Genomic DNA, 21,343 nt, shown 5'->3' with positions numbered 1-21,343 from the left:
CCCCCAGGTCCCAGCGCCGTGGCGCTGGTCCCCACCCAGCTCTGAGCACGCACAGGAGGCGTAGATGGCACAGGCGGCATCGGCACCGGCGGTCGGATTCCTCTACCCCGGTTACTCGGCCGAGGACGACTACCCGAGGCTGGAGCGGATCCTCGCCGAGGCGGGCGCCGACGTACGGCTGCCACTCGTGCACACCGACATCGGCGAGGACGCCCACCGGGTGGACGCGCTGCTGGAGATGGGCTCGGCCGGGCGGCTCGCCGCGAAGGTCGAGGAGGTCAAGGGCCACGGCATCCAGGCCGTGGTGTGGGCCTGCACCAGCGCCAGCTTCGTCTTCGGCTGGGAAGGCGCCCACGAGCAGGTGCGGGAGCTCGGTGAGACGGCGGGGCTGCCCGCCTCCAGCACCTCCTTCGCCTTCGCCAACGCGGTCCGCGATCTCGGCGTCGAGCGGGTCAGCATCGCCGCCACCTACCCGGAGGACGTCGCCGAGCTGTTCACCGGCTTCCTCAAGGCGGCGGGCGCCGAGGTCGTCGCCATGCGCGGCAGCGGCATCATCACCGCGGCGGAGGTGGGCACCTGGGGCGAGGAGGAGGTGCTGGCCCTGGCCCGGGGCGGCGACCACCCCGACGCGCAGGCGGTGCTGCTGCCGGACACCGCGCTGCACACCGCCGCCTACATCCCGGCCCTGGAGGCCGAGCTGGGCAAGCCCGTACTGACGGCGAACCAGGTCACGGCCAAGGAGGGCCTGCGACTGCTGGACCAGAAGGTCCACTGCCCAGCCCTGGGCAAGCTCTTCTCCTGAGGGAGTCCCCGCGTCCCGCAAGGGGCGCGGGGAACTGCTCCCCCTGGGGGCACCTCCCGGCCGGAGGCTGGGGGACTTCGAGCAGGGGGTGCCCCCAAAGCCACAAGGCACCCGCAGACTGCAACGGACCGTCAGGGGCACCCCCTCACCAGCAGCGCGGGGAAGGCCACCCCTCACGCAAGCGCGTAGCGCTCGCGGCGCAGCGAGTACGCGGCGATCCCCAGCCCGGCGAGGGTGGAGAGCGCGGCGCACAGATAGATGGCGCGGATCCCGGGCCCCTCGATGACCCGGCCGCCCAGCCAGGCGGCCCCCGCGGCGGCGATCTGGAAGCCCGAGGCGTTGACCGCGACCGCCAGCGTGGGTGCCGAACCGGCCGTGGCCAGCACCCGGGTCTGCATCCCCGGAATGATCGCGAAGGCCAGCACACCCAGCACGAAGGTCAGCACCGCCGCGAGCGCCCGTACCTCACCGCCGGCCCAGAACAGCGCCAGCACCCCGGCGAGCACCGCCAGCAGCCCGATCAGCGAGGGCAGCAGCGCCCGGTCCGCGAGCCATCCGCCGAGGAAGTTCCCGGCGAAGGCACCCAAGCCGTAGACCAGCAGCAGCACCGGCAGCGCACCCTCGCCGAAGCCGCTGACCCCGGTGAGCAGCGGGGAGATGAAGGTGAAGACGGTGACGACGCCGATGTTGCCCAGCACCGTGAGCACGAGCGCCAGTTGGAGGTCCCGGCGGGCGAAGACGCGCAGCTCGCGCAGTACGGAGCCGGTCGCGATGGCTGGTCCGGCCGGTACCGAGGGCAGCACCAGCGCCAGCGCCACCAGGGTGCAGGCCGCCACCGTCGCGAAGGTCGCCTGCCAGCCGAGCCGCTGTCCGACGAACGTGCCGATCGGCGTGCCCAGAATGATGCCGAGGTTCATCCCGAGGGTGAGCTTGGCGACCGTGGACGCCTGCTTGCCGTCCGGCGCCAGCGAGACGGCGGTGGTGATGGCGACGGCGAAGAACGTGGCCACCACAAGACCCGCGACGAACCGCGCCACCAGCAGCGTGCCGTAGCCGGGGGCGAGCGCCGAGGCGACGTTGCCCAGCACCGAGACGGCTATCAGGCCGACGATCAGCGGCTTGCGGGCCAGCCGGGCAGTCGCGGTGGTGACCACAGGGCCGCCGACGATCATGCCGAGCGCGTACGCGGTCACCAGCTGACCGGCGGCCGGGACGGAGACCGACAGATCGGCGGCCACCTCCTGGAGGATCCCGGCGGTCACGAACTCGCCGGTGGTGAAGCTGAAGACGACGAGCATCAGCGAGAACATGGAAAGGGGCATTTGCGCACGCATTCCTTCACGGAGACGAAGACGGAGACAAAGGCAGAGACGGAGACGGAGACGGCGATGAGGCCGGGCCAGGGGGTGCGGATGCGCCGATCCTCGTTCTACGCTTTCCTGGCAACAAGTACCGACTTCGAAGTGGGGTACTTACCAAAAGGTGAGTGCCGGGGCGAGTGAGGGGTGGCTGCCATGGCGGTACGCGAGTGCCGGACGACGTTCGTCTCCGGGCTGGACGTGGCCCTCGATGTGGCCGGCGGAAAGTGGAAGGGGCTGATCCTGTGGGCGCTGAGCGACGGCCCCAAACGCTTCGGTCAGCTCCGCCGCTGTCTGTCCGGGGTGAGCGAGAAGATGCTCATCCAGCACCTGCGGGAGCTTGAGCGCGACGAGGTCGTCCACCGCGAGGTGCACCAGGCCGTCCCGCCCCGGGTCGACTACTCCCTCACCGCTTTCGGCGCCACCCTCGTCGAGGCGCTGCGCCCGCTGAGCGACTGGGGCACCGAGCACCGGAGCCGGCTGGAAGCGGTCCGCACCGCGGCGGCGCGGCCGGCCCCCGGGAAGACAGCGGCCCTCTGACGCGTTGTACCGCCTCGTGACCCGTACCCCCTCCCGGGGCAGCGGGTCGCGCAACGGAACGCGGGAGGAAGGCGGAGCCATCGTGAGCCAGGCAGGCGAGGACGCAGCGGGCCAGGACGCACAGCAGGGGGGGCCGGGCGACGGCATCCGGGGCGAGGCGCGGGGCGTGGCCCCCGTACCCCTCTCCTTCCTCGACCTGGTGAACGTCGGCGAGGGCTACACGGCCGGGGACGCGCTGGCGGCCTCGACCCGCATGGCCGAGCTCGCCGACGCCCGCGGCCTCACCCGTTACTGGGTGGCCGAGCACCACTCCATGCCGGGCGTCGCCAGCTCCTCGCCCGCCGTCATCCTGGCCCATCTGGCCTCCCACACCCGCCGCGTCCGGCTCGGCTCCGGCGGGGTGATGCTGCCCAACCACGCGCCGCTGGTCATCGCCGAGCAGTTCGGCACGCTGGAGGCGCTGGCGCCGGGCCGGATCGACCTGGGGCTCGGCCGGGCGCCGGGCACGGACGGGGCGACGGCGGCGGCACTTCGCCGCACCGAGAAGCTGCGCGAGGGCGCCGAGGACTTCCCGCAGCAACTCGCCGAGCTGATCAGGTTCCTGGACGACGACTTCCCCGACGGCCACCGCTACGCCCGTATCCACGCCGTGCCGGGCCCCTCCCCCAGCCTCCGGCCGGGAGGTACCCCCAAGGCACCGGGTGCCGCCGCCGGGGCCGCCGCACACCGGCCGCCGGTCTGGCTGCTGGGCTCCTCCGGGTTCAGCGCCCAGCTCGCCGGGCAACTGGGCCTGCCGTTCGCCTTCGCGCACCACTTCTCGGCCGCCAACACGCTGCCCGCGCTGGAGCTCTACCGCGAGACCTTCCGCCCCTCGGCGGTGCTGGACGAGCCCTACGCCCTGATCGGCGCCGCCGCGCTGGCCGCCGAGGACGAGAAGGAGGCCCACCGCCAAGTGCTGACGGGGGCCCTGTCGATGGTGCGGCTGCGGACCGGCCGGCCGGGGCTGATCCCCACCCCGGAGGAGGCCGAGGCATATCCGTTCAGCCCCGTGGAGCGGGAGTTCGTGGACAGCTGGCTGGGCAATGTGACCTACGGCACCCCGGACGCCGTACGCGAAGGGCTCGACGCCCTCGTCAAGCGCACCGGCGCCGACGAACTGATGCTCACCGCCAACGCCCACTCCCCGGAAGCCCGCATCCGCTCCCTGGAACTGATAGCCGACGCCTACGCCCTGTGAGGGGGCCCGGAAGCCCCGAGCCCCTCACACGGCAACCCGCACCAGCATCTCCGCGATCCGGTCGGCCTCCATCGGCTTGGCGTAGTGCCAGCCCTGGCCCGTGTCACAGCCGATCCGGCGCAGCCGCTCCGCCTGCGCCGGGCCCTCCACGCACTCCGCGGTGACGGTCAGGCCCAGCTTGTGGGCGAGCTGGACCAGCGCCGTCACGATCGTCTCGTCCGCGGGGTTCTGGTGCCGCGCCGTACGGAAGCCGCGGACGAAGGTGCCGTCCAGCTTGAGCGCCCGCACCGGGAGGCGGCTGAGGTAGGCGAGGTTGGAGTAGCCGGTGCCGAAGTCGTCGATGGCGATCCTCACGCCCATCTCCGACAGCGCCTGGAGCGCCTGGAGGGGGCGGCCGGCCGAGCCCATCACCGCGGACTCGGTCAGCTCCAGCTGGAGCAGCCCGGCGGGCAGCCCCGTCTCCTCGAGGATGTCGGCGACGTCCTGCACCAGGTCGGAGTCCCACACCTGCCGCACCGCCACGTTGACGCTGATGTACAGCGGCGGCCCGTGGTGCTGCCGCATCCAGCGCCGCGCCTGGCGGCAGGACTCCTCCAGCACCCACCGGCCCAGCGGCACGATGGCGCCGTTCTCCTCCGCGAGGCCGATGAACCGGTCGGGGCCCAGCGTGCCGAACTGCGGATGCCGCCAGCGCACCAGCGCCTCGACGCCGCGCAGCATGTCGTCGGCGAAGCCCACGATCGGCTGGTACTCCAGCACGAACTCGCCGCGCTCCACGGCCCGGCGCAGCGTGGAGGAGAGGGCCTGCCGGGTCATCCGGTGGGCGTTGCGCTCCGGGTCGAAGAGGGTCCAGCGGGCCTTGCCGTCGGCCTTGGCCCAGTAGAGCGTGGTGTCGGCCGCCTGCATCAGCTCGGTGGCCGTGGTGCCCGCCGTCTCGCGCTCGACGACGCCGATGCTGGCCGAGACCGACAGCCGCTGCCCGGCCAGGTCGAACGGCCGCTGGAGCGCGGCGAGTACGGACTGGGCGAGCTGGGTCAGCTGCTCGGTCCCGGTGGACGACTCGACCAGCAGCGCGAACTCGTCGCCGCCGAGCCTGGCCACCAGATGCCCGCCGCACTCCGTTCCGCCGCCCGCCTCGGCGCACTGCGTCAGCCGCTGCGCGACCGCGTCCAGCAGGCTGTCGCCGATGCGGTGGCCGAGGGTGTCGTTGACGGCCTTGAAGCCGTCCAGGTCGATGTAGCACAGCCCGGTCCTGCCGGTCGCCGAGTCGGCCAGCGCACCGGCCAGCCGTTCGAAGAACAGCGTGCGGTTGGGCAGCCTGGTGACCGGGTCGTGCATCTGGAGGTGCCGCAGCCGCTCCTGGAGATCGCGGCGCTCGCTGATGTCCGCGATGGACAGCAGGGCCTCGCCGCCGCGCGAGGTGGGGGTCACGGTGATCTCGGCCCAGAGAGTGTGGCCGTCGGCGTGTTTGAGCCGGCGGGTGCAGGACATCCGGTCGGTGCGGCCCTGCAGCGCCTCGTGGTAGGCGCTGCGCACCCGCCCGTCCAGGCCGAGCCCGGCCAGCTCGGCGATGGGGCGTGCGGTCAGCCGGCGCGCCTCGACGCCGAGCAGCGCGCCCAGCGCGCGGTTGGCCGTCAGTACGCGGCCGTTGGGATCGACGATGGCCATCGGCAGCTGCGCCGCGTGGAAGGCGGCCCGGAAGTCGCTCTCGTTGTGCCCGTTGTGTGCGCGCCGTCGCCAGCGCTTGTGGCTACTTTCCGTGATGGTCTGGGGTTGGGTTACGAGGGCTTCGCCGGAGTCTTTGCCCGGTCCTTCGAGGGGTCCGTTCACCGATCGCTCCGCGGGGGGCTCGTCTCGTGCGGATCGGTCGGCCGGCTGCCCGTAGGCCGCCCAGGGGAGGATCCGCGCTGGAAATGTGCCGATCATAGAGGTTGGCGCAACAGCGGAGCCAGTGTCCCCGCTGCGGTTGCCGGTCGCTCAGGCAGCCGAGGGACGGGCATGAGCGCGCGGGTGACCGTTTCTGCACCGGTGCTGAGAGCGCTCTGACCGCTAACGACCGACGGCTACGAAGAGTAGTCATATTGCGGTTGACTCATCCGGGCTATCGAAACGGGGCATACCCGGACATTCGCCGTGAGGCTGGGAAGGGTCCATCCGCCCTCTTCCGGTGAGGTCTTCGCGTGGCGCGTGTGTCGGTACCCGGGGGAGCCGGAAAGGCTCGCCCGCGCCGCCTCGGGTGCGGTGCGAATCCGCAGGGCCCCGGTGTCCGGCACCGGGTGGGGGCGGTCGTCATGGCGCTGACCGCCTTCATGGGGGTCGGTCTCGTGGCCGGCCCCGTGCGTTCCGTTGCGGCGGACATGCCGTGCGCTCTGCCGCGCACCGACGCGCACCACTCGCTGGGTTTGGACACCTGGAACGCCTCCTATCCGCGCCCTGAGGGCACGCTCGATGCGGCCCTTCTCTTTCTCTCTTTCCCCGATGCGACCCCCATGGCCACCCCTCGAGAGCTTGTGAACGACCATTTCCCTGCCACAACCGACTTTTTCGAGCGGGCGAGTTACGGAAAGTTCCGGCTGCGACCGCGTCCTGTGGACCGCTGGATCCAGCTCCCGCGCCCCGCCGAGGAGTACGGCATACAGCGCGACTGGGACTCCGACCTGCGCAATTCCTATCTGCGGGACGCCGTGGCCGCCGCCGACCCGCGGGTGGACTTCAGCCGGTACGACGTGGTCTACCTCGTCGCGGACCCGGACGCGCCAGGGGTGGACCCCGACGCGACAAAAGTCGTCAATCTCGACGAGCCGATCACCGCGGACGGGGCCGAACTCAGCCGTATGGTCACCGTGTTCGAACAGAGTCCGCCCGACCGCAACGTCCTCGCCCACGAGACAGGGCACCTGTTCGATCTGCCCGACCTCTACCGGCGCCCCTCCGACGGCAAGGCGGACTGGGACACCAGGGTGGGGGACTGGGACCTGATGGGCAGTCAGTTCGGGCTGGCTCCCGAGCCGTTCGGCTGGGACAAGTGGAAGCTGGGCTGGCTGAGACGGTCCAACGTGGCCTGCGTCGGGGCAGCCGGGGAAGAAGCCGCCCGGCCGAAGGGCGAGGAGCAGGCGTCGCCGTCCCGCTATACGCTGCGCCCGCTGGCGGCTCCCGCGCGCAGGGCGCCGGCCCGGATGCGGGTGCGGCGCCCTGCCTCCGGTGCCGCCGCGGGGCGGGGGCCGGACGGTGTGCGGCTGCTCGTGCTGCGGACCGGCGAGCACGGGGCGCTCGCCATGGAGGTCCGCGAGCGCGCCGGGAACGACCGCGGCTCGTGCTCGGAGGGCTTGCTGATCTACCGCGTCAGCAGCGATACGCCGTCCACTGAGGGCCCCGTCGAAGTGGTTGACGGCCACCCCGGGACCTCCCGCTGCCGGGAGACCTCCGTGCACAGCCGGCTCGCCGACGCGCCCCTCGGTGTCGGCGAGAGCTGGTCCGATACGCGGGAGGGACTCCGCGTGGAGGTCACGGGCCGCACGGCTGAGGGCGACTGGGAGGTGCAGCTCAGGAGGGAGTAGGCGGCCGTGACGGGGGTGCCCCTGGCTGTTGTTCGCGGGCTGCGGGTCGTTCGTGGCTGGTGGGGGCACTCCCAGGGCGCAGAGTGGGCAAGCGCAGCCCACCATGCCGGGCACGCAGGACGGGCGGACCCGCCTTGGCTCCCGTGGGAGAGCCCGCCAAGTAGGCCGGCTCCTACTCGAAGAGTTCCGCGGAGCGGTGGATCTGGGCGAGGCGGCGCAGCGCTGCGAGCAGGGCGTCGCCCAGGATGTTGCCGAGTATCACCGCCTCGGCCATCGCATCGGCGTCCCCCCGCTCGCGGACGATCTCCAGATCGGTGGCGGCCACGGCGTCCGCCGCCCGCGCGTACGCGTCCAGCTGGTCGGCGAAGTCGTCCTGGCCCAGCTGTCTCAGCGCTCCCAGCACGTCCGCTGCGGCGGTCAGCGCGGGGCTGTGCTCGGAGACCTTCCAGCCCTGGCGCTCGATCAGGTCCCGGATCTCGGCAACCGCCTCTAGGTGCTCCGGCTCGTCGTGGCTGCCACCCACCCGCACCGCGGTGACGGTCTGCTGGGCCGCGCCCAGCACCTTGTGGGTGCCCGTCGCCGGGCTGTCGAGGGCGGCGACGACATCGCGTACGGCGGCGACGGACAGCCCGCCCACCTCCAGCAGGGCGCGGATGAGGCGGAGCCTGGTCACGTGCCGCTCGCCGTACTGCGCCTGGTTCCGGCTGGTGCGCTCGCCGGGCGGCAGCAGCGACTCCCGTACGTAGTACTTGATCGTCGGCGCGGGCACTCCGCTGAGTCGGCTCAGCTCCGCGATGCGCATCGGCTTCCCTTCTCCCCTCTGCAGGACGGCAACTTGCACCTTCCCCTACCGATGATAGATAGTCCAACTATCGAGAGTGGAGCTATCCACTATCCATTTCTCTCTTCTTTGGGGGGCGCATGCTCACGTCACTGGGACGGTTCGCCGCGCGGCAGCGCTGGTGGGTCGTGGTCGGGGCCCTGCTGCTGACGCTGCTCGGCGGAGTCTGGGGAACCGGCACCTTCGGCACGCTGACCGGCGGGGCCGGCTTCGACGACCCCGGCAGCGAGTCCGTCAGCGCCGACCGCACACTGGCCGGGCCGTTGGGCCGTGACTCGGCCGATCTCGTCGTCCTCTACGCCAGCGACCGGTACACCGCCGACCAGGCCGCCTTCGCCCGCCCCGTACGCGCGGCGCTGCGCGCCCTGCCCCGCGAGGGCATCGAGGCGGTGGACTCGTACTGGACGGGCAAGGCGGAACCACAGCGGGCAGAACGCTTCCTCTCCCGCGACCGGCACTCCGGCTACGTCGCCGTACGCTTCGCGGCCGACGACGACCAGTCGCAGGTCAAGGCCCTGGAGCGGATCGAGGACCGCTTCCGGAAGCCGGCCGGGCAGGCCGGGATCTCCGTACGGTTCGGCGGCACCGCGGCCATGACGGAGCAGGTCAACGAGCACACCGGCAGCGACATCGCACGGGCCGAACTGCTCTCGCTGCCCGTCCTGCTGCTGTTGCTGCTCGTCGTCTTCGGCAGCGTCACCGCCGCTGCGCTGCCGCTCGCCGTCGGCACGCTGGTCGCGCTCGGTTCGCTCGCCGTACTGCGGACCCTGGCGGCGGTCACCGAGCTGTCCAGCTCCGTGATCAACGTGATCACCATTCTCGGCCTCGGACTGGCCATCGACTACGCCCTCTTCATGGTCGGCAGGTTCCGCGAGGAGCTCGCGGCCGGAGCCGGTGTGGAGGACGCCGTCGCGCGCACCACCGCGACCGCCGGGCGCACCGTCGCCTTCTCCGGCCTGGCCGTCGCCATCTCCTTCGCCGGGCTCGCCCTCTTCCCGTCCCGCTTCCTGAGCTCCATGGGGTACGCGGCCGTCTCCGTCGTCGGCTTCGCGGTGCTCGGCTCGCTCACCCTGCTGCCCGCGCTGCTGCGGTTCGCCGGGAGGCGGATCGACGCGGGCCGGCTGCCGTTCGGCCGGCGCTCGGGGGCGGCACCGGAGCGCGGGCGGTGGTACCGGACGGTTCAGCGGGTGATGCGGCGCCCCGCGCTCCACACCGTCGTCCTCACAGCGGTGCTGCTGGGGCTCGCCGCCCCCGCGGCGGGCGTGAACTGGGCGCGCCCAGCGGACTGGGTGCTGCCCGCCACCTCGGACGCGCGGCAGGTCGGCACGGCCCTCCAGGACGACTTCCGTACCGACCCGACCAGGACCGTCACCGCAGTCGTCGAGCTGCCGGGACCGGCCGGCACCGGCCACGCGCGGTCGCGGACCGCCGCCTACGCCGACCGGCTCGCCCAGGTGAAGGGCGTCGAGCACGCCGCCGTCACCGCCACCCATGGCGACCTGGCACGCCTCACCCTGGGCTACGCCCCCGACCCGATGTCCCGCGAGGCCGCCACCATGGTCGAGGACCTGCGCGCCGTCTCCCCGCCCGAAGGCGCCGAGACCCGCTTCACCGGCATGCCGGTCTCCCGTGTGGACATCGTCGGCATGATCGGCGGGCGGGCACCCTGGATGGGCCTGTTCGTGGCCGCCGTCTGCGCGCTGGTGCTCTTCCTCGCCTTCCGCTCGCTCGCCCTCTCGCTGGTCACGGTCGCCCTCGGCGCGCTGTCCCTGCTGGCGGCCTTCGGGGTGATCACCCTGATCTTCCAGTACGGCTGGGGCGCGGGGCTGCTCGGCTTCGACCCGGTGGGCGCCGTGGACGTCAACTTCCCCGTACTGATCGTCGCCATCGCCTTCGGCCTGGCCATGGACTACCAGGTCTTCCTGCTCTCCCGGGTGCGCGAGCAGTGGCAGGCCACCGGCGATGCGCCGGGTGCCGTCGCCACCGCTGTGCAGCGCACCGCGCGCACCATCACCGGCGCCGGGCTCCTGCTGGCCCTCGTGGTCGGCGGCTTCGCGGCCTCCTCCGTCACCTTTCTGAAGATGATCGGCATCGGGCTGGTGCTCGCGGTGGCCCTGGACGTCCTGCTCGTACGGGCGCTCCTGCTGCCCGCGGTTCTCGGCCTGCTGGGTGAGCGGGCCTGGTGGCCCGGTCGCCGGTCCGGCCGTTGGTCCGGTCGCCGGTCCGCCGGCGCCGGCCGCCCATCCACCGCACCACCAGCCCCACCAGCAACATCCGCACCGGCCGTCGGTAGTTTGCGTACCGCTTCGCTGGGTACGGAGCCCCGCCAATGAAACGCGACTCCCTCGCCTTCCTGCGCGCCTTCCTCGGCGCTGCCCGCACCACCGGGGCGATAGCCCCGAGCAGCGCGGCCCTGTCCCGAGAACTCACCCAGCACATCCGTCCCGGCGGTCCCGACCAGGCGCGAAGGGTGCTGGAGGTCGGACCGGGCACCGGGGCCGTCACCCGGCACCTGGCCCGCCGCCTGGGCCCCCGTGACACGCTCGACCTGGTGGAGGCGGGCCCCGAGTTCGTCACCCGGCTCCGTACGGCACTGCGCGGCGACCCGGCCCTGACCCCGGTCGCGCCGCGCACCCGGCTGCGGCCGGGGCTCGTCGAGGAGCAGGAGCTGGGGGAGTGCGCGTTCGACACGATCGTGTGCGGTCTCCCGTTCGCGAACTTCACGCCGGAGGCGGTGACGACCGTCTTCGACAGGCTGCTGGCCGCGCTGCGCCCGGGCGGCACGCTGTCGTTCTTCAGCTACGCGGGCGCGCGTGCGCTCCAGGGCGCCGACCCGCGCAGGACCGCGGCCCGCCGCGCCGTCCGGGAGGCCATCGCGCCCTGGCTGCTGGGGGAGCGGCTGGTGCTGTCCAACCTGCCGCCTGCCCGGGTGCACCATCTGAGGGTGCCCGCGACGGTGGGCGCCGAGGCGCCGCCTGTCCCCGGCACCTCGCTCCGCACCTAGCCGCACACACCGAAGGCCCCTCGCTTCCGCGAGGGGCCTTCGGGTGTCTGTGCGCCGCCAGGGACTCGAACCCCGGACCCGCTGATTAAGAGTCAGCTGCTCTAACCAACTGAGCTAGCGGCGCCTGCTGACGTCGTAGACCTTAACACCACGATCCGGTGAAGCGAAAATCGATATTCCGCTCGCCACCCTCCCGACCTGCACCGTCACCGCCGGGCACCGTCAGGGCGCGTGCACCGTCAGTGCTGAGGCGGTGGCTGAGTGCCGGGCACCCGGTTCTGGAGCAGGTCCCGCCCGAACTCGATCATCTTGCGTGCGTACTCCTCGGTCCAGCCCCCGCGGTCCGCGATCGCGGCGTCCGGCAGCTTGTCGAAGCTCTTCGGGTCGGCGAGCTGCGCCGCCGCCGCGGCCTGGTACTCCTGCGCCCGGTCGGCGGCCGCCCGGAACGCGTGGACCAGCTCCGTGGAGCGGTCCAGCAGCTCCTTGGGGTCGGTGAGCGACTCCAGGCCGAAGAAGTGCTCGTCGTCGGGGGCTGCCTCGGTCGGCTCGAACAGCAGCGGTGCCGGGCGGCGGTGGTGCGGGGCACCGCCGCCGCTCCCTCCGGTGGAGCGTGACGGGTCCGGAGCCGAGTGCGGCTCAGACATGAGTGCATACCTCCAAGGTCGTCGGCCGCCCCCCATTGTGCGCTGCGCACCCCGCCACTGCACGGCTCACCCCAGCCGGACCCGGTGCCGCGCCAGACGCGCGAGCACCGCCTGGTGGGCCTCCCAGCCGTCCGGTGCGGGGGAGAGGGCGCCGAGCTGCACGGGTTCGGTCGCCGGATGGTCGTCGAGCAGTTCGGCGACGCCGGCCCGGCACACCACCAGGCACGCGTGCCGGTGCCGGGACGCCAGCACGCACAGCCGGCCGGTCTCCAGATGGAACTCGGTCGCATCCGGCCGCCCGGACAGCGGGTGCAGTACGACAGTGACGTCGAACTCCCGCCCCTGGAGCCGGTTGGCGGTATCGACCGTGACCTGCGCTGCGGCGCCCTCGGGCCCGTCCAGCTCGGCCAGTGCAGCGCGGACCGCAGCCGCCTGGTCGCGGTGCGCCGTGCCCACCGCGATCCGGTCAGCCGACAGCGGCGCCCCCGGTCCGTCGTCGGCGCCGCCGCCACCGTGGCGCTCGCTGCGCGTCCGCCCCTCGCGCTCCAGCATCCGGCACACCAGTCGCACGATCGCGGCGACGGCCTCCGGGTCCGTACGGGGCGTACGGGCCGCGGGCAGCTCCAGCAGGCCCCAGCCGGCGCCGGCGGCCTCGTCCAGCACCGCGTCGAAGGGCGAGCCGTCGGCCGGCGCCGTGAAGGCGAGCTGCCGCTCACCCGGTCCTGTGCCGCTGCGGAACGGGGTGTACGGGTAGAACGCGTCCGACACCAGTTCGGCCGCCGACGCGGGCAGCCGCCAGGAGACCGGCAGCCGGTGCTGCGGCAGCCCGGGGTTGTGCGCCAGCAGCGTGCTGACGGCGCTGGCCGAGGGGTCGTGCGCCTGGCCCGCCCACTGCTGGACACCGACCTGGCTGAACGGGTCGAGCTGGCCCGGATCGCCCACGAACAGCGCCCGCTCGAACAGCCCGGCAACGGCCAGCAGCGCGTCCGAGCGCATCTGATACGCCTCGTCGACGATCGCGTGCCGCCACGGCTCGTCCGGGGTCACCCACGCCCACTTGGCCGCCGTGGAGACGACGATGTCCAGCCCGGCCAGCTCGGCGGGCTTCGCGGAGGTCCGCACCGAGGGGTGCCGCTCCAGCATCGGGTCGTACGGCTTGGGCTCGCTGCTGTGCAGCCGTCCCACAGGCAGCTCGGGGTCGGCCGTCGCCAGCCGGTCCACCAGGTCGTCCACCTGCGCGTTCGTCTGCGCGATCACCATCAGCGGATGCCCGGCGGCGGCCAGCTCGCGCGCCGCGCGCACCACGAGGGTGGACTTGCCGGCGCCGGGCGGCGAGTCCACCACGACGCCGCGGTGTGTGCCGTCCAGCGCGTCGGCCAGGATCGCCTCGGTCGCCGCGGCGGCGGCCCGGCCGGGCGTGGCCTCCTGCCGGGCCGGTTCCCTCAGCGCCGTCACAGCACATCCTCCGCTGTCACCGGGTCGGGCCGCTCCGCGCCCGGCTCACCGGGCGGGCCGCCGTGCGTCCAGGGCGTCTCCTCCGGCTCGGGCAGCCCTGGCCCGCCCCGCGGCGCGTGCTCGAAGAGCGTCCAGCACACCAGATCGCCCTTCTCCGGCACCGTGCCCTCCGCGGGCTCCTTGCCCCGGCCCATCCCGCTGACCAGCCGCAGCACGTACTCCCCTGGGCCCGCCATCTCCACAAGCTCGGCCCGCTGCGGTGCGCCCGAGGGCAGCTGCCGGTGCAGCTTGTCCCCGTCGGACAGCAGCGGTACGTCCTGCGTGTGCACCGTCACCAGCGGGCGGGGCGAGGGCCGCTTGCCGTCCGAATACGCCATCTCCACCTCCAGCACCTCCGCCAGGAACGCCTCGCCCGCCAGCCGCCGTACGGCCATCACCAGCGGGTCGTCCAGCGCCTCCTGCGCATCCAGCTCCGCCTGCCGCTGCTCGCGCATGGCGAGCTTGCGCGCCGCGGTCACCGCGTCGTCCCGGCGCGGCTGGGGCGGCTCGGCGGCGCGCAGCCGGTCCCTGTGGTGGGTGTAGGACTGGCGGTCGCGCCGCCATCTGTCGGGCACGTGCGCGGCCTCGGGCAGCGCGCGCAGCAGATCGATGCCCTGCCACATCGCCTCCCAGGTGGGGCGCAGTTGGGAGGCGACCAGCTCGTGCACCTCCTGCGCGGCACCCGGCGCTCCCTTGTCGTACCGCGCGATGGCGGGGGCCAGCAGCTCGTTGTCGAACGCCGGGTCGGTCGCCGGTCCGGCAGGCGGCACCAGCAGCTGTCCGCGCTCGTCCCGGCCCAGCTCGGCCCGCAGCGCCGCCGCAGCGCCGCTGATCCCGTCCGGCGGCGCCAGCCAGGCCAGCAGCGCGCCCAGGTGCTGGTCCTCCAACTGGCTCTGCCCGGTGGCCCAGTGCCGGGACAGCAGCCCCGTCATCGACAGCAGCAGCGAGGAGCCGGGCACCCGCGCGCGCTCCCCGTAGTGCGTCAGCCAGCGGCCCAGCAGCGGCACCCGGGGCGGTGCCGGATGCTCCGCGTCCGGATCCTCCTCCGCGGTTCGCCGGAACCGCATCGAGCGCCCCAGCAGCCGTACGAACTCCACGCCGGGCCCGGTGGGCACCAGCACCTGCGGGGCATCGGCGCACAGCTCCGCCTCGACGGTGACGCGCTTTCCGGTCTCCGGGTCCGTTTCCTTCCGCTCGACCAGCTCCACCTCGTCCTGGCAGGACTCCAGGTGCGGCAGCATCGCCTCGGCCAGCTGCCCCAGGAACGCGAACCGCAGATCACGGTCGCGCGGCTGCGGCACGGTGAAGATCTCGGGCGCCGCCCGGTCGGTGCCCAGCATCACCCCCAGTGGCGCGCCGTTCTCACCGGCCGTCGTCAACGGGACGAGGACGAGCGGGCGTTCGGCCAACTGCCGGTGGCGCACGGTCGCCACCGGCCGCGCGTGCCCGCACGCGGCGGCCTCCATCCGCGCCAGCGCACTCAGCAACGACATCAGCGCGCCTCCGTCCGGGGCGCGGGTGCGGTTGGGGTTGCCTGGGCGGTTTGCGGGGCGGGTGCGGCTGGTGTCGCCTGGGTGGTTTGCAGAGCGGATGAGGTTGGCGTCGCCTGTGCGGTTGGCGGTGCGGGCGGGGATTGTGTCGCGGGTGTGGTCTGCGTTGCCTGCGCAGTTCGGGTCGCGCATGCGGTCCGCGTCGCCTGTGCGGCTCTGGCGGCGGCCAGGGGGCCGGGCAGGCCCGCGGTCTCCAGTGCCTCCGCGCGCAGTGCCGCCGCTCGGCGCAGCACCGCGGCCGCCGGGTCCTGCGCGGCCGGGCTCTCCGGGTCGCCGGAGGCCGCCGAGAGTACGTCCGTCACCGTCCGCAGCCCGCCCAGCTCGCCCCGCACCGAGCGGCCCAGGGCCACCACGTCTCCCGCGCCGCGTGCCCGGTCCCGGCAGTGGAAGGCCAGCTCGCAGGTGGACAGGCACTCTGGCGCGTAGGCCGCCGGAACCGACTCGACCGCAGCCGTCAGCGCCGCGGGCTCCTGGTCGGGCGCGAAGTGGACGTCCTCGGGCAGTTCGGCGGCGATCTCCTCCAGCAGGGTCAGCCGCCGCAGCTGGCGCCGGGTAGCGGCGATCTGCTTGCGCAGCTGGAGCAGACCGGCGGCGGGCAGGTTGGAGAAGTCCTTCGGGCACACCAGCAGCGCACTCTCGCGCGCCGTACGCAGCCCCTCCAGCGCCAGCGCGTACACCGCCGCCTGCCGGGCTGCGGCACCGACCTTCACCGGGTCGGCCGAACCGTCCAGGATCGGGAAGGACTTGATCTCGATGACCGTCACGGTGCCGTCCGGGTGTACGGCCAGCGCGTCCGGCTCCAGATACGCCGCCGACCCGGCCACCTCCAGCGACAGCAGCGGGTGGTCCAGCAGCGTCCACCGGCCGCCCTCCGCCTCGGCCAGCGCCTGCCGGGTGCGGTAGGCGCGGCCTGCCGGGCCGTCGGCGGTCAGCTGAGGCACGGTGATCTCGGCCGGATCCGGACGGTCGGCGCCGAGCTGCTCGCACAGCAGCGCGAGCAGCACCTCGCCGCCGTCCGCCTTCACCCGCGCCTCGAAGGCGTTGCCACGGATGAGCGCGAACTGGGACTGCCCGAACGGCGCCGGCGAGCCGAGGGCCTGGGCCACCGCGCCCTTGTCGACGCCGGCCCCGTCCAGCAGCGCGCGGCGCCGGCAGCCGGGGTTGGCGGCGAGCGCTGCCAGCGCCCGCGCGTCGAGGGGGCGCTGCGGTACGTCGGGCCCGCCGCGCAGCTCGGCGAGCCGCTGCACGGTGCCCTGCCGGCCGTCAGGGCCGGCGGCCGGCGCGGTGCCCTGCGGCGGGGTCTGCTTCGGAAGCGGGGAGCTAGTCATCGGCTGTGGCCTCAGGGGAGGGTGCGGTACCCGCCGAAGTCTCGCATCCTCCGCTGACAACGCGCTTCCGGTTCCGGACAACCGCGCTTCCGGTTCCGGACAACCGCGCTTCCTGGTCCGACAATGCGCTTCCGTTTCCCCGCAACCCGGCCCCGCCCGGTCGGCTCCGCGCGGGCTGCGTGAAAATGGAGCGGTGGTTTCCGGACACACCGGAGCACCGAGAGGCACGTCCGAGAGGTCCCCATGGCAGCGCGCATCCTCCTCGTCCGGCACGGTCAGACCGAGTGGTCGGTGACCGGGCAGCACACCGGCCGCACGGACGTACCGCTGCTGGACGAGGGCCGCCGGATGGCGAAGCTGCTCGGCGAGCGGCTGCACCGCGCGCCCTGGAACGGGCTGCCCGGCGCCGAGGTGCGCACCAGTCCGCTCTCCCGGGCCCGGGAGACCTGCGAGCTGGCGGGCTTCGGGGAAGCCCGCCAGTGGGATGCGCTCATGGAGTGGGACTACGGCGACTACGAGGGCCTCACCCCGGAGGCGATCCGGGAGCGCGCCGGGGACGACTGGTTCATCTGGCGGGACGGGGTGACCGGCGGCGAGAGCCTGGCCGAGGTCGCGGCCCGCGCCGACGAGGTGGTGCGATGGGCGCGGTCCGCCGACCGCGATGTGCTCGTCTTCGCCCACGGCCACATCCTGCGGGTGCTCGGCGCCCGCTGGCTCGGCTACGACCCCTCCTTCGCGGCCCGCCTCCGCCTCGACCCCGCCTCGCTGTCCATTCTCGGCTGGGCGTACGGCGACCCCGCGATCGAACGCTGGAACGACACGGGGCACTTGGACTGACCGGAAACATCCGGCCTCAGGCCGTTGCCGCGCAGCGGGAGAGGAAGGCGGCAACCCCAGGGGCCTTACGAGAAGTCCGCAACCGCTTTGCCGCCGCATCCAGCATGGCGCTGATCCGTGTGGACTGGACGGGACCGAGGAAGTCGAGCGCACGCGACCCCGCCGCTGCCGCCTCTTCGGGCTTGCCCAGCGCGGCGAGATCACCGGCGAGCTCGGCGGTGAACAGCGCCCGGTTGCGGGTGAAGTGCGGGTCCTGCAGCCGTACGGCACGCTCGGCGTGGTCCGCGGCGCGGTCCCACAGCCCCAGCGCCGACCAGCACTGCGCCTCCAGCCCTTCCAGCTCGGCCTCGCCGAAGAAGCTCATCCACTCCGGGTCGTTGTCACACGGCCCTTTCGCGAACAGGTTCTGTGCCCGCGAGAGCGCCTGCCGGCAGCCCGCCCGGTCGCCGAGTCCCGCCCAGCCACCGGCCTCGCGCAGCGCGAGCAGCGACAGCAGATGGTCCGAGCCCAGACTCTTCGCGGCGTGCCGGCCCGCCTGCGCGGCCCGTACCGCCTCGCGGGGGCGGCCCGCGTCCCGGGCGAGGAAGGCGGTGTTGCAGAAGGCGTGCGCCTCCAGGGCCGGGTCCTGGGCGACCCGCGCGGTGGCCAGCGCCTCCGCGTAGTGCGACCGTGCGTCGCTGTAGCGGCCCGAGTCGTGGGCCAGCCAGCCCACGGAGATGGCCAGTTCGCCCGCGCCTGCGTGCAGTCTGTCGGTGACCGACTGGCGGTGTACGCCGGCGTCCAGCATGCCGTAGGCGGCCCGCAGTGAGCCGGTGGCCCGGCGGTAGAGCCCGGCTCCGCCGTGCCGGTCGTCGTGCAGCCGGATCCGCCGTACGGCGTCCTCGACGGCACTGGCCTCGGCGTCTCCCACATGCGCGTGGACAGGGGAGGTGGGCGGCGCCGGGCGGGCGGCCCAGGCGCTGGGCGCGGTACCGCCCAGGGAGGCGGCGGCGAGGGCGGCGGGTCCGCCCGTCATGAAAGCGCGACGTAGCACGTCGCTCTCCTCGTCGTACTCGGGACAGTTGGGGAATTCGGTGAGACCGGAGCTGTCGGGATGGTCGGTGAACGGGGGCAGTTGGGGCAGCGCCGGGTCGTCGCAGCGCATGGTGGACTGCTGGGGCGCTGGCCCACCGGCACGCGCCCCACGCGTGCGCGCTGCACGACCACGTACGGATTCCCGGGGTGCGAAGCCCATGTCCGTGAGCGAGTAGCCCGGAAACATGTGGAGAAACACCCGCTCGTAGGCGTAGTTGGGGCACCTGATCTCCCCGGACTCGACGCGGCCGATGTAGCGCGCGTCGCAGGAGACCTGTTCGCCGATCTCGCGAGCCGAACGGCGCACGTTCGCCGCGAACTCCCCTGGGGAGAGATGCCCCCTCAGTGCCCGGAAAGCCGTGTTGGGGCGGTGCTGCGGTGCTGGTGACGTTGAGGGTGACGACGCCATGGCGGAAACGTACCGGCTGTGACGACTGCAACACCCAGGGTTTGACTACAAACCGGATATCTCACCCTGGTTCTGCCATGAAGTGCCATCCAATGCGCTGGTTCGCCACCGTAGCCGTTGACAAGGACTAGCCGTTGAACGTTGCACAGCGACCGCGAGGAGGGGTCTGAGTTGTTGGACACTGGCGTAGGCAACAGCACTCCGGCCGGGCGCGTCCCCGGCCCCTGCGATCTGGTGACCGTGCCGGCCAGGCACGGCCTCGAGGCCGTGGACATCCTCCGGCTCCGCGACGGCGTCGGCCCTGTGCTGCACGACCGCGCGGGTGACACCCTCGGCTTCCTCGTCCCGCCCGGCACCGCCGACTGCTGGGACCTGCCCGGCAGTGCCTGTACGCAGACGTACCGGCCCGGCGCCCGCAGCGCCCCGAGCGACCCGCCGGTGGCCGGCACCGGGTGGCTGGTGCCGCCCGAGGGTGCCTACGCGCACGCCACCGAGCCCGCCGAACTCCGCGCCGCGCTCGGCGAGGCGGCCCGCACCATCGCAGCCGCCGACCGCGTGTAGCGGACACACCGAAGGGCTGCCAAGCGCCCGTCCTGCCCAGGACGCTCGGCAGCCCCGCCCTACGAGTGGCTCCGGCGGTTCGGCTCTCGGCTCAGCGGCCGAAAGCACCGCCGCGCACTGCCCGGGTCCCTGCCGGGCACGCGATGGCCACGCGCTTGCTGCCGGACAGCACCGGCGTCACATACCTGATCCGGTTCGAGCAGTCGACGAAGACCCGGAATGCCCGGCCGGAGCAGGAAATCGCGAAGACGCGTCCGGAAAGATAGGGGTTCCAGCAGCGCAGCGAGGAGCGGGCCGGCGGCCGGGAATCGCCCGCCTTTCCTGACGGTGACGCCTTACCGCTTTGTTTGCGGCCGTTCTTGAGATCCTTGCTCGAATAGTCGGCGTCTGCCACCACGGTGGTCGCGGCAGTGGGCGACGCCGCAGCGGCCGCCGGGGCGATTGCCCCGCCGACCCCGAGCGCGAGCACCGCGCTCATCCCCAGTGCGGCCAGGGAACTTCGAACCTTCATTCCTTTACTCTTTTCCTCGGTCGTCACGGCCGACAGAGCCGGTCGCCCGATTCCGGGGCGACGAAGAGAGAATCAATGGACGGCAAAGGTGAAGGCAACAATTCCGCACTATCCGTATTTTCTGCACGGGGTACGGGAGAAACGGCCGGACCCTATGGGACATGCGGGAACAGGCCCGGCGGGCGCGCGGCGCCGAGCCGGAGAACCGCTCATGTGGGTTAACTGGAAAGAGTGCCGGACAATGGAGGCATGGCACGGGGCGGCAAACGGCGCAGGGACGGCGAGACGGGTCACGGCAGGGACCGCGTCAGGGATCGCGGCAGGGGCCGCGACCGGGAGACCGTCGTCGCCCAAGTCGGTGGCGGAACCGCCTCGTTGGTGCCCGACCCCGACCGGGCGTCCGCCTGGTCGCTGCTGCTGGACGAAGCCCCGCAGTCGCACGTCGATCTCGCCGAACCCGCCCACCTCGGCTTCGAGTACCAGCGCCGCCTCGGCCACGTGGTGGATCTCCTGGCCCCGCCGGGCCGCCCCGTACAGGTCCTGCACCTGGGCGGCGGGGCGCTCACACTGGCCCGGTACGTCGCCGCCACCCGGCCGCGCTCCACGCAGCAGGTGATCGAGGTGGACGAGGCGCTGACCCGGCTGGTGCGGGAGCATCTGCCGTTGGAGCGCGGCTGGCGGATCCGGATGCGCGGCGGCGACGCCCGCGAGGGGCTGGGGCGGTTGCCCGAGGAGTGGGCCGACCTCGTCATCGCCGATGTCTTCAGTGGTGCCCGAACTCCCGCGCACCTCACCAGCGTCGAATTCCTGCGCGAGGTACGCCGCGTGCTGCGGCCCGGCGGGTGGTACGCGGCGAACATCGCGGACGGCGCGCAACTGCGCCATCTGCGGGCCCAGATCGCCACCGCGGGGGCCGTCTTCGCCGAGCGCTGCGTGCTCGCGGACCCTGCGGTGCTGCGTGGTCGCCGGTTCGGCAACAGTGTGTTGCTGGCGGCCGAGGGAGAGTTGCCGATCGCCGAGCTGACCCGCCGTACGGCGGGGGATTCCCATCCCGGGCGGGTTGCGGCGGGGCGCGAGCTGGGCGCCTTCACGGCCGGCGCCGCACCGGTGACGGACGCCACGGCGACCGCCTCCCCGGTGCCGCCAAGAGGCACCTTCGGGTAGCGCCCCGCAGGGGCGGGGGGAACTGCTCCCCCAAGCTCTTCGAGCGGGGGTGCCCCCAGCAACCACAGCACACCCGCAGCCCGCAAACAACGGCAAGGGGCACCCCCTACCCGTCGTATGTCTCAAGGCGCGGAGCGCCGTCGTCCCAGCGGCAGAAGACCGATGACGAGACGGTGCCGTCGGTGAAGGTCACCCGGATCAGACCCGGGGCATGCCAGACCCGCATCGCCCAGCCGGATTCAGGCGTCGCGGACACCAGCGTCCCGGTGTCGCCGCCGAGGTCGAAAACGGCTCTGCCGCCGCGCACGGTCGCGCCCTTCACCTGCCCGGCGGGCTCTTCGGTGCCCGGAGTGTGCCCCGCACCGCCGCCGGCCGTCCCGGTCGAGGGCTTGTGCGCAGGGGTGTCCGAGGGAGCGGGCGAGGGGGAGGAGG

18 protein-coding genes, 1 tRNA gene and 1 pseudogene are annotated in these 21,343 nt (G+C 73.0%); 9 read left to right on the top strand and 11 right to left on the bottom strand.

The window, feature by feature from the left end:
• Window positions 1-64: 64 nt before the first annotated feature.
• On the top strand, window positions 65-802 hold the full coding sequence (locus ITI46_RS22950; protein WP_209241603.1) for a maleate cis-trans isomerase family protein: 738 nt from the start codon (window positions 65-67) through the stop codon (window positions 800-802).
• Between the two features lie 173 nt (window positions 803-975).
• Here the strand turns inward: ITI46_RS22950 and ITI46_RS22945 are convergent, their stop codons facing one another.
• Window positions 976-2,124 (bottom strand): MFS transporter, encoded by a 1,149-nt coding sequence (locus tag ITI46_RS22945; RefSeq protein ID WP_209241602.1) that lies wholly within the window; start codon window positions 2,122-2,124, stop codon window positions 976-978.
• A 192-nt stretch (window positions 2,125-2,316) separates the two neighbouring features.
• Here ITI46_RS22945 and ITI46_RS22940 point away from each other — a divergent pair, with 192 nt between their 5' ends.
• Both ITI46_RS22940 and ITI46_RS22935 read left to right on the top strand, forming a co-directional pair.
• Complete coding sequence (locus tag ITI46_RS22940) at window positions 2,317-2,700, top strand: winged helix-turn-helix transcriptional regulator (RefSeq protein ID WP_209241601.1); 384 nt, start codon at window positions 2,317-2,319, stop codon at window positions 2,698-2,700.
• An 82-nt stretch (window positions 2,701-2,782) separates the two neighbouring features.
• Window positions 2,783-3,937 carry an LLM class flavin-dependent oxidoreductase gene (locus ITI46_RS22935; protein WP_209241600.1) on the top strand — a complete coding sequence of 385 codons (1,155 nt, stop codon included), beginning with the start codon at window positions 2,783-2,785 and terminating at the stop codon, window positions 3,935-3,937.
• 24 nt (window positions 3,938-3,961) lie between these two features.
• Here the strand turns inward: ITI46_RS22935 and ITI46_RS22930 are convergent, their stop codons facing one another.
• Window positions 3,962-5,767, bottom strand: a complete 1,806-nt coding sequence (locus tag ITI46_RS22930) for a putative bifunctional diguanylate cyclase/phosphodiesterase (protein ID WP_209241599.1) — start codon at window positions 5,765-5,767, stop codon at window positions 3,962-3,964.
• A gap of 461 nt (window positions 5,768-6,228) precedes the next feature.
• Here ITI46_RS22930 and ITI46_RS22925 point away from each other — a divergent pair, with 461 nt between their 5' ends.
• On the top strand, window positions 6,229-7,494 hold the full coding sequence (locus ITI46_RS22925) for a M6 family metalloprotease domain-containing protein (RefSeq protein ID WP_209241598.1): 1,266 nt from the start codon (window positions 6,229-6,231) through the stop codon (window positions 7,492-7,494).
• Between the two features lie 172 nt (window positions 7,495-7,666).
• On the opposite strand, the gene ITI46_RS22920 is transcribed toward ITI46_RS22925, so the two are convergent.
• Window positions 7,667-8,296 (bottom strand): MerR family transcriptional regulator, encoded by a 630-nt coding sequence (locus tag ITI46_RS22920; protein WP_209241597.1) that lies wholly within the window; start codon window positions 8,294-8,296, stop codon window positions 7,667-7,669.
• A 119-nt stretch (window positions 8,297-8,415) separates the two neighbouring features.
• On the opposite strand from ITI46_RS22920, the gene ITI46_RS22915 reads away from it, so the two are divergent.
• Both ITI46_RS22915 and ITI46_RS22910 read left to right on the top strand, forming a co-directional pair.
• A complete protein-coding gene (locus ITI46_RS22915; RefSeq protein ID WP_209241596.1) occupies window positions 8,416-10,668 on the top strand; it encodes an MMPL family transporter in 2,253 nt (750 codons plus the stop codon).
• Entirely contained in the window at window positions 10,665-11,339 is a 675-nt protein-coding gene (locus ITI46_RS22910; protein WP_209241595.1) for a class I SAM-dependent methyltransferase, read from the top strand. The genes ITI46_RS22915 and ITI46_RS22910 overlap by 4 nt, the downstream gene beginning before the upstream one ends.
• 50 nt (window positions 11,340-11,389) lie before the next feature.
• On the opposite strand, the gene ITI46_RS22905 is transcribed toward ITI46_RS22910, so the two are convergent.
• The 5 genes from ITI46_RS22905 to ITI46_RS22885 form a co-directional block, all read right to left on the bottom strand.
• Window positions 11,390-11,463: transfer RNA gene (locus ITI46_RS22905), tRNA-Lys, on the bottom strand.
• 115 nt (window positions 11,464-11,578) lie between these two features.
• Entirely contained in the window at window positions 11,579-11,983 is a 405-nt protein-coding gene (locus ITI46_RS22900; RefSeq protein ID WP_209241594.1) for a DUF8844 domain-containing protein, read from the bottom strand.
• Window positions 11,984-12,049: 66 nt separating this feature from the next.
• A complete protein-coding gene (locus tag ITI46_RS22895) occupies window positions 12,050-13,438 on the bottom strand; it encodes an AAA family ATPase (RefSeq protein WP_209241593.1) in 1,389 nt (462 codons plus the stop codon).
• Complete coding sequence (locus tag ITI46_RS22890) at window positions 13,435-14,970, bottom strand: hypothetical protein (protein ID WP_209241592.1); 1,536 nt, start codon at window positions 14,968-14,970, stop codon at window positions 13,435-13,437. The genes ITI46_RS22895 and ITI46_RS22890 overlap by 4 nt, the downstream gene beginning before the upstream one ends.
• On the bottom strand, window positions 14,970-16,355 hold the full coding sequence (locus tag ITI46_RS22885) for a hypothetical protein (protein WP_247746434.1): 1,386 nt from the start codon (window positions 16,353-16,355) through the stop codon (window positions 14,970-14,972). Before ITI46_RS22885 ends, ITI46_RS22890 begins: the two co-directional genes overlap by 1 nt.
• Before the next feature lie 243 nt (window positions 16,356-16,598).
• Between ITI46_RS22885 and ITI46_RS22880 the strand changes: the two genes are divergently transcribed.
• On the top strand, window positions 16,599-17,192 hold the full coding sequence (locus ITI46_RS22880) for a histidine phosphatase family protein (protein WP_209241591.1): 594 nt from the start codon (window positions 16,599-16,601) through the stop codon (window positions 17,190-17,192).
• 16 nt (window positions 17,193-17,208) lie between these two features.
• On the opposite strand, the gene ITI46_RS22875 is transcribed toward ITI46_RS22880, so the two are convergent.
• Complete coding sequence (locus ITI46_RS22875; protein ID WP_209241590.1) at window positions 17,209-18,675, bottom strand: NsdA family TPR-like regulatory protein; 1,467 nt, start codon at window positions 18,673-18,675, stop codon at window positions 17,209-17,211.
• A 171-nt stretch (window positions 18,676-18,846) separates the two neighbouring features.
• Here ITI46_RS22875 and ITI46_RS22870 point away from each other — a divergent pair, with 171 nt between their 5' ends.
• Window positions 18,847-19,236 (top strand): hypothetical protein, encoded by a 390-nt coding sequence (locus tag ITI46_RS22870; protein WP_209241589.1) that lies wholly within the window; start codon window positions 18,847-18,849, stop codon window positions 19,234-19,236.
• Window positions 19,237-19,327: 91 nt separating this feature from the next.
• Here the strand turns inward: ITI46_RS22870 and ITI46_RS22865 are convergent, their stop codons facing one another.
• A complete protein-coding gene (locus tag ITI46_RS22865) occupies window positions 19,328-19,774 on the bottom strand; it encodes a hypothetical protein (RefSeq protein WP_307808279.1) in 447 nt (148 codons plus the stop codon).
• Between the two features lie 222 nt (window positions 19,775-19,996).
• On the opposite strand from ITI46_RS22865, the gene ITI46_RS22860 reads away from it, so the two are divergent.
• Complete coding sequence (locus ITI46_RS22860; RefSeq protein WP_209241588.1) at window positions 19,997-20,911, top strand: spermidine synthase; 915 nt, start codon at window positions 19,997-19,999, stop codon at window positions 20,909-20,911.
• Window positions 20,912-21,017: 106 nt separating this feature from the next.
• Here the strand turns inward: ITI46_RS22860 and ITI46_RS22855 are convergent.
• Window positions 21,018-21,343, bottom strand: a pseudogene (locus tag ITI46_RS22855) (hypothetical protein); the annotation flags it as partial.

This window comes from Streptomyces oryzae (assembly GCF_017676365.1).
Classification (GTDB): domain Bacteria; phylum Actinomycetota; class Actinomycetes; order Streptomycetales; family Streptomycetaceae; genus Streptomyces; species Streptomyces oryzae.
This window is presented reverse-complemented; position numbering and strand designations above follow the sequence as displayed.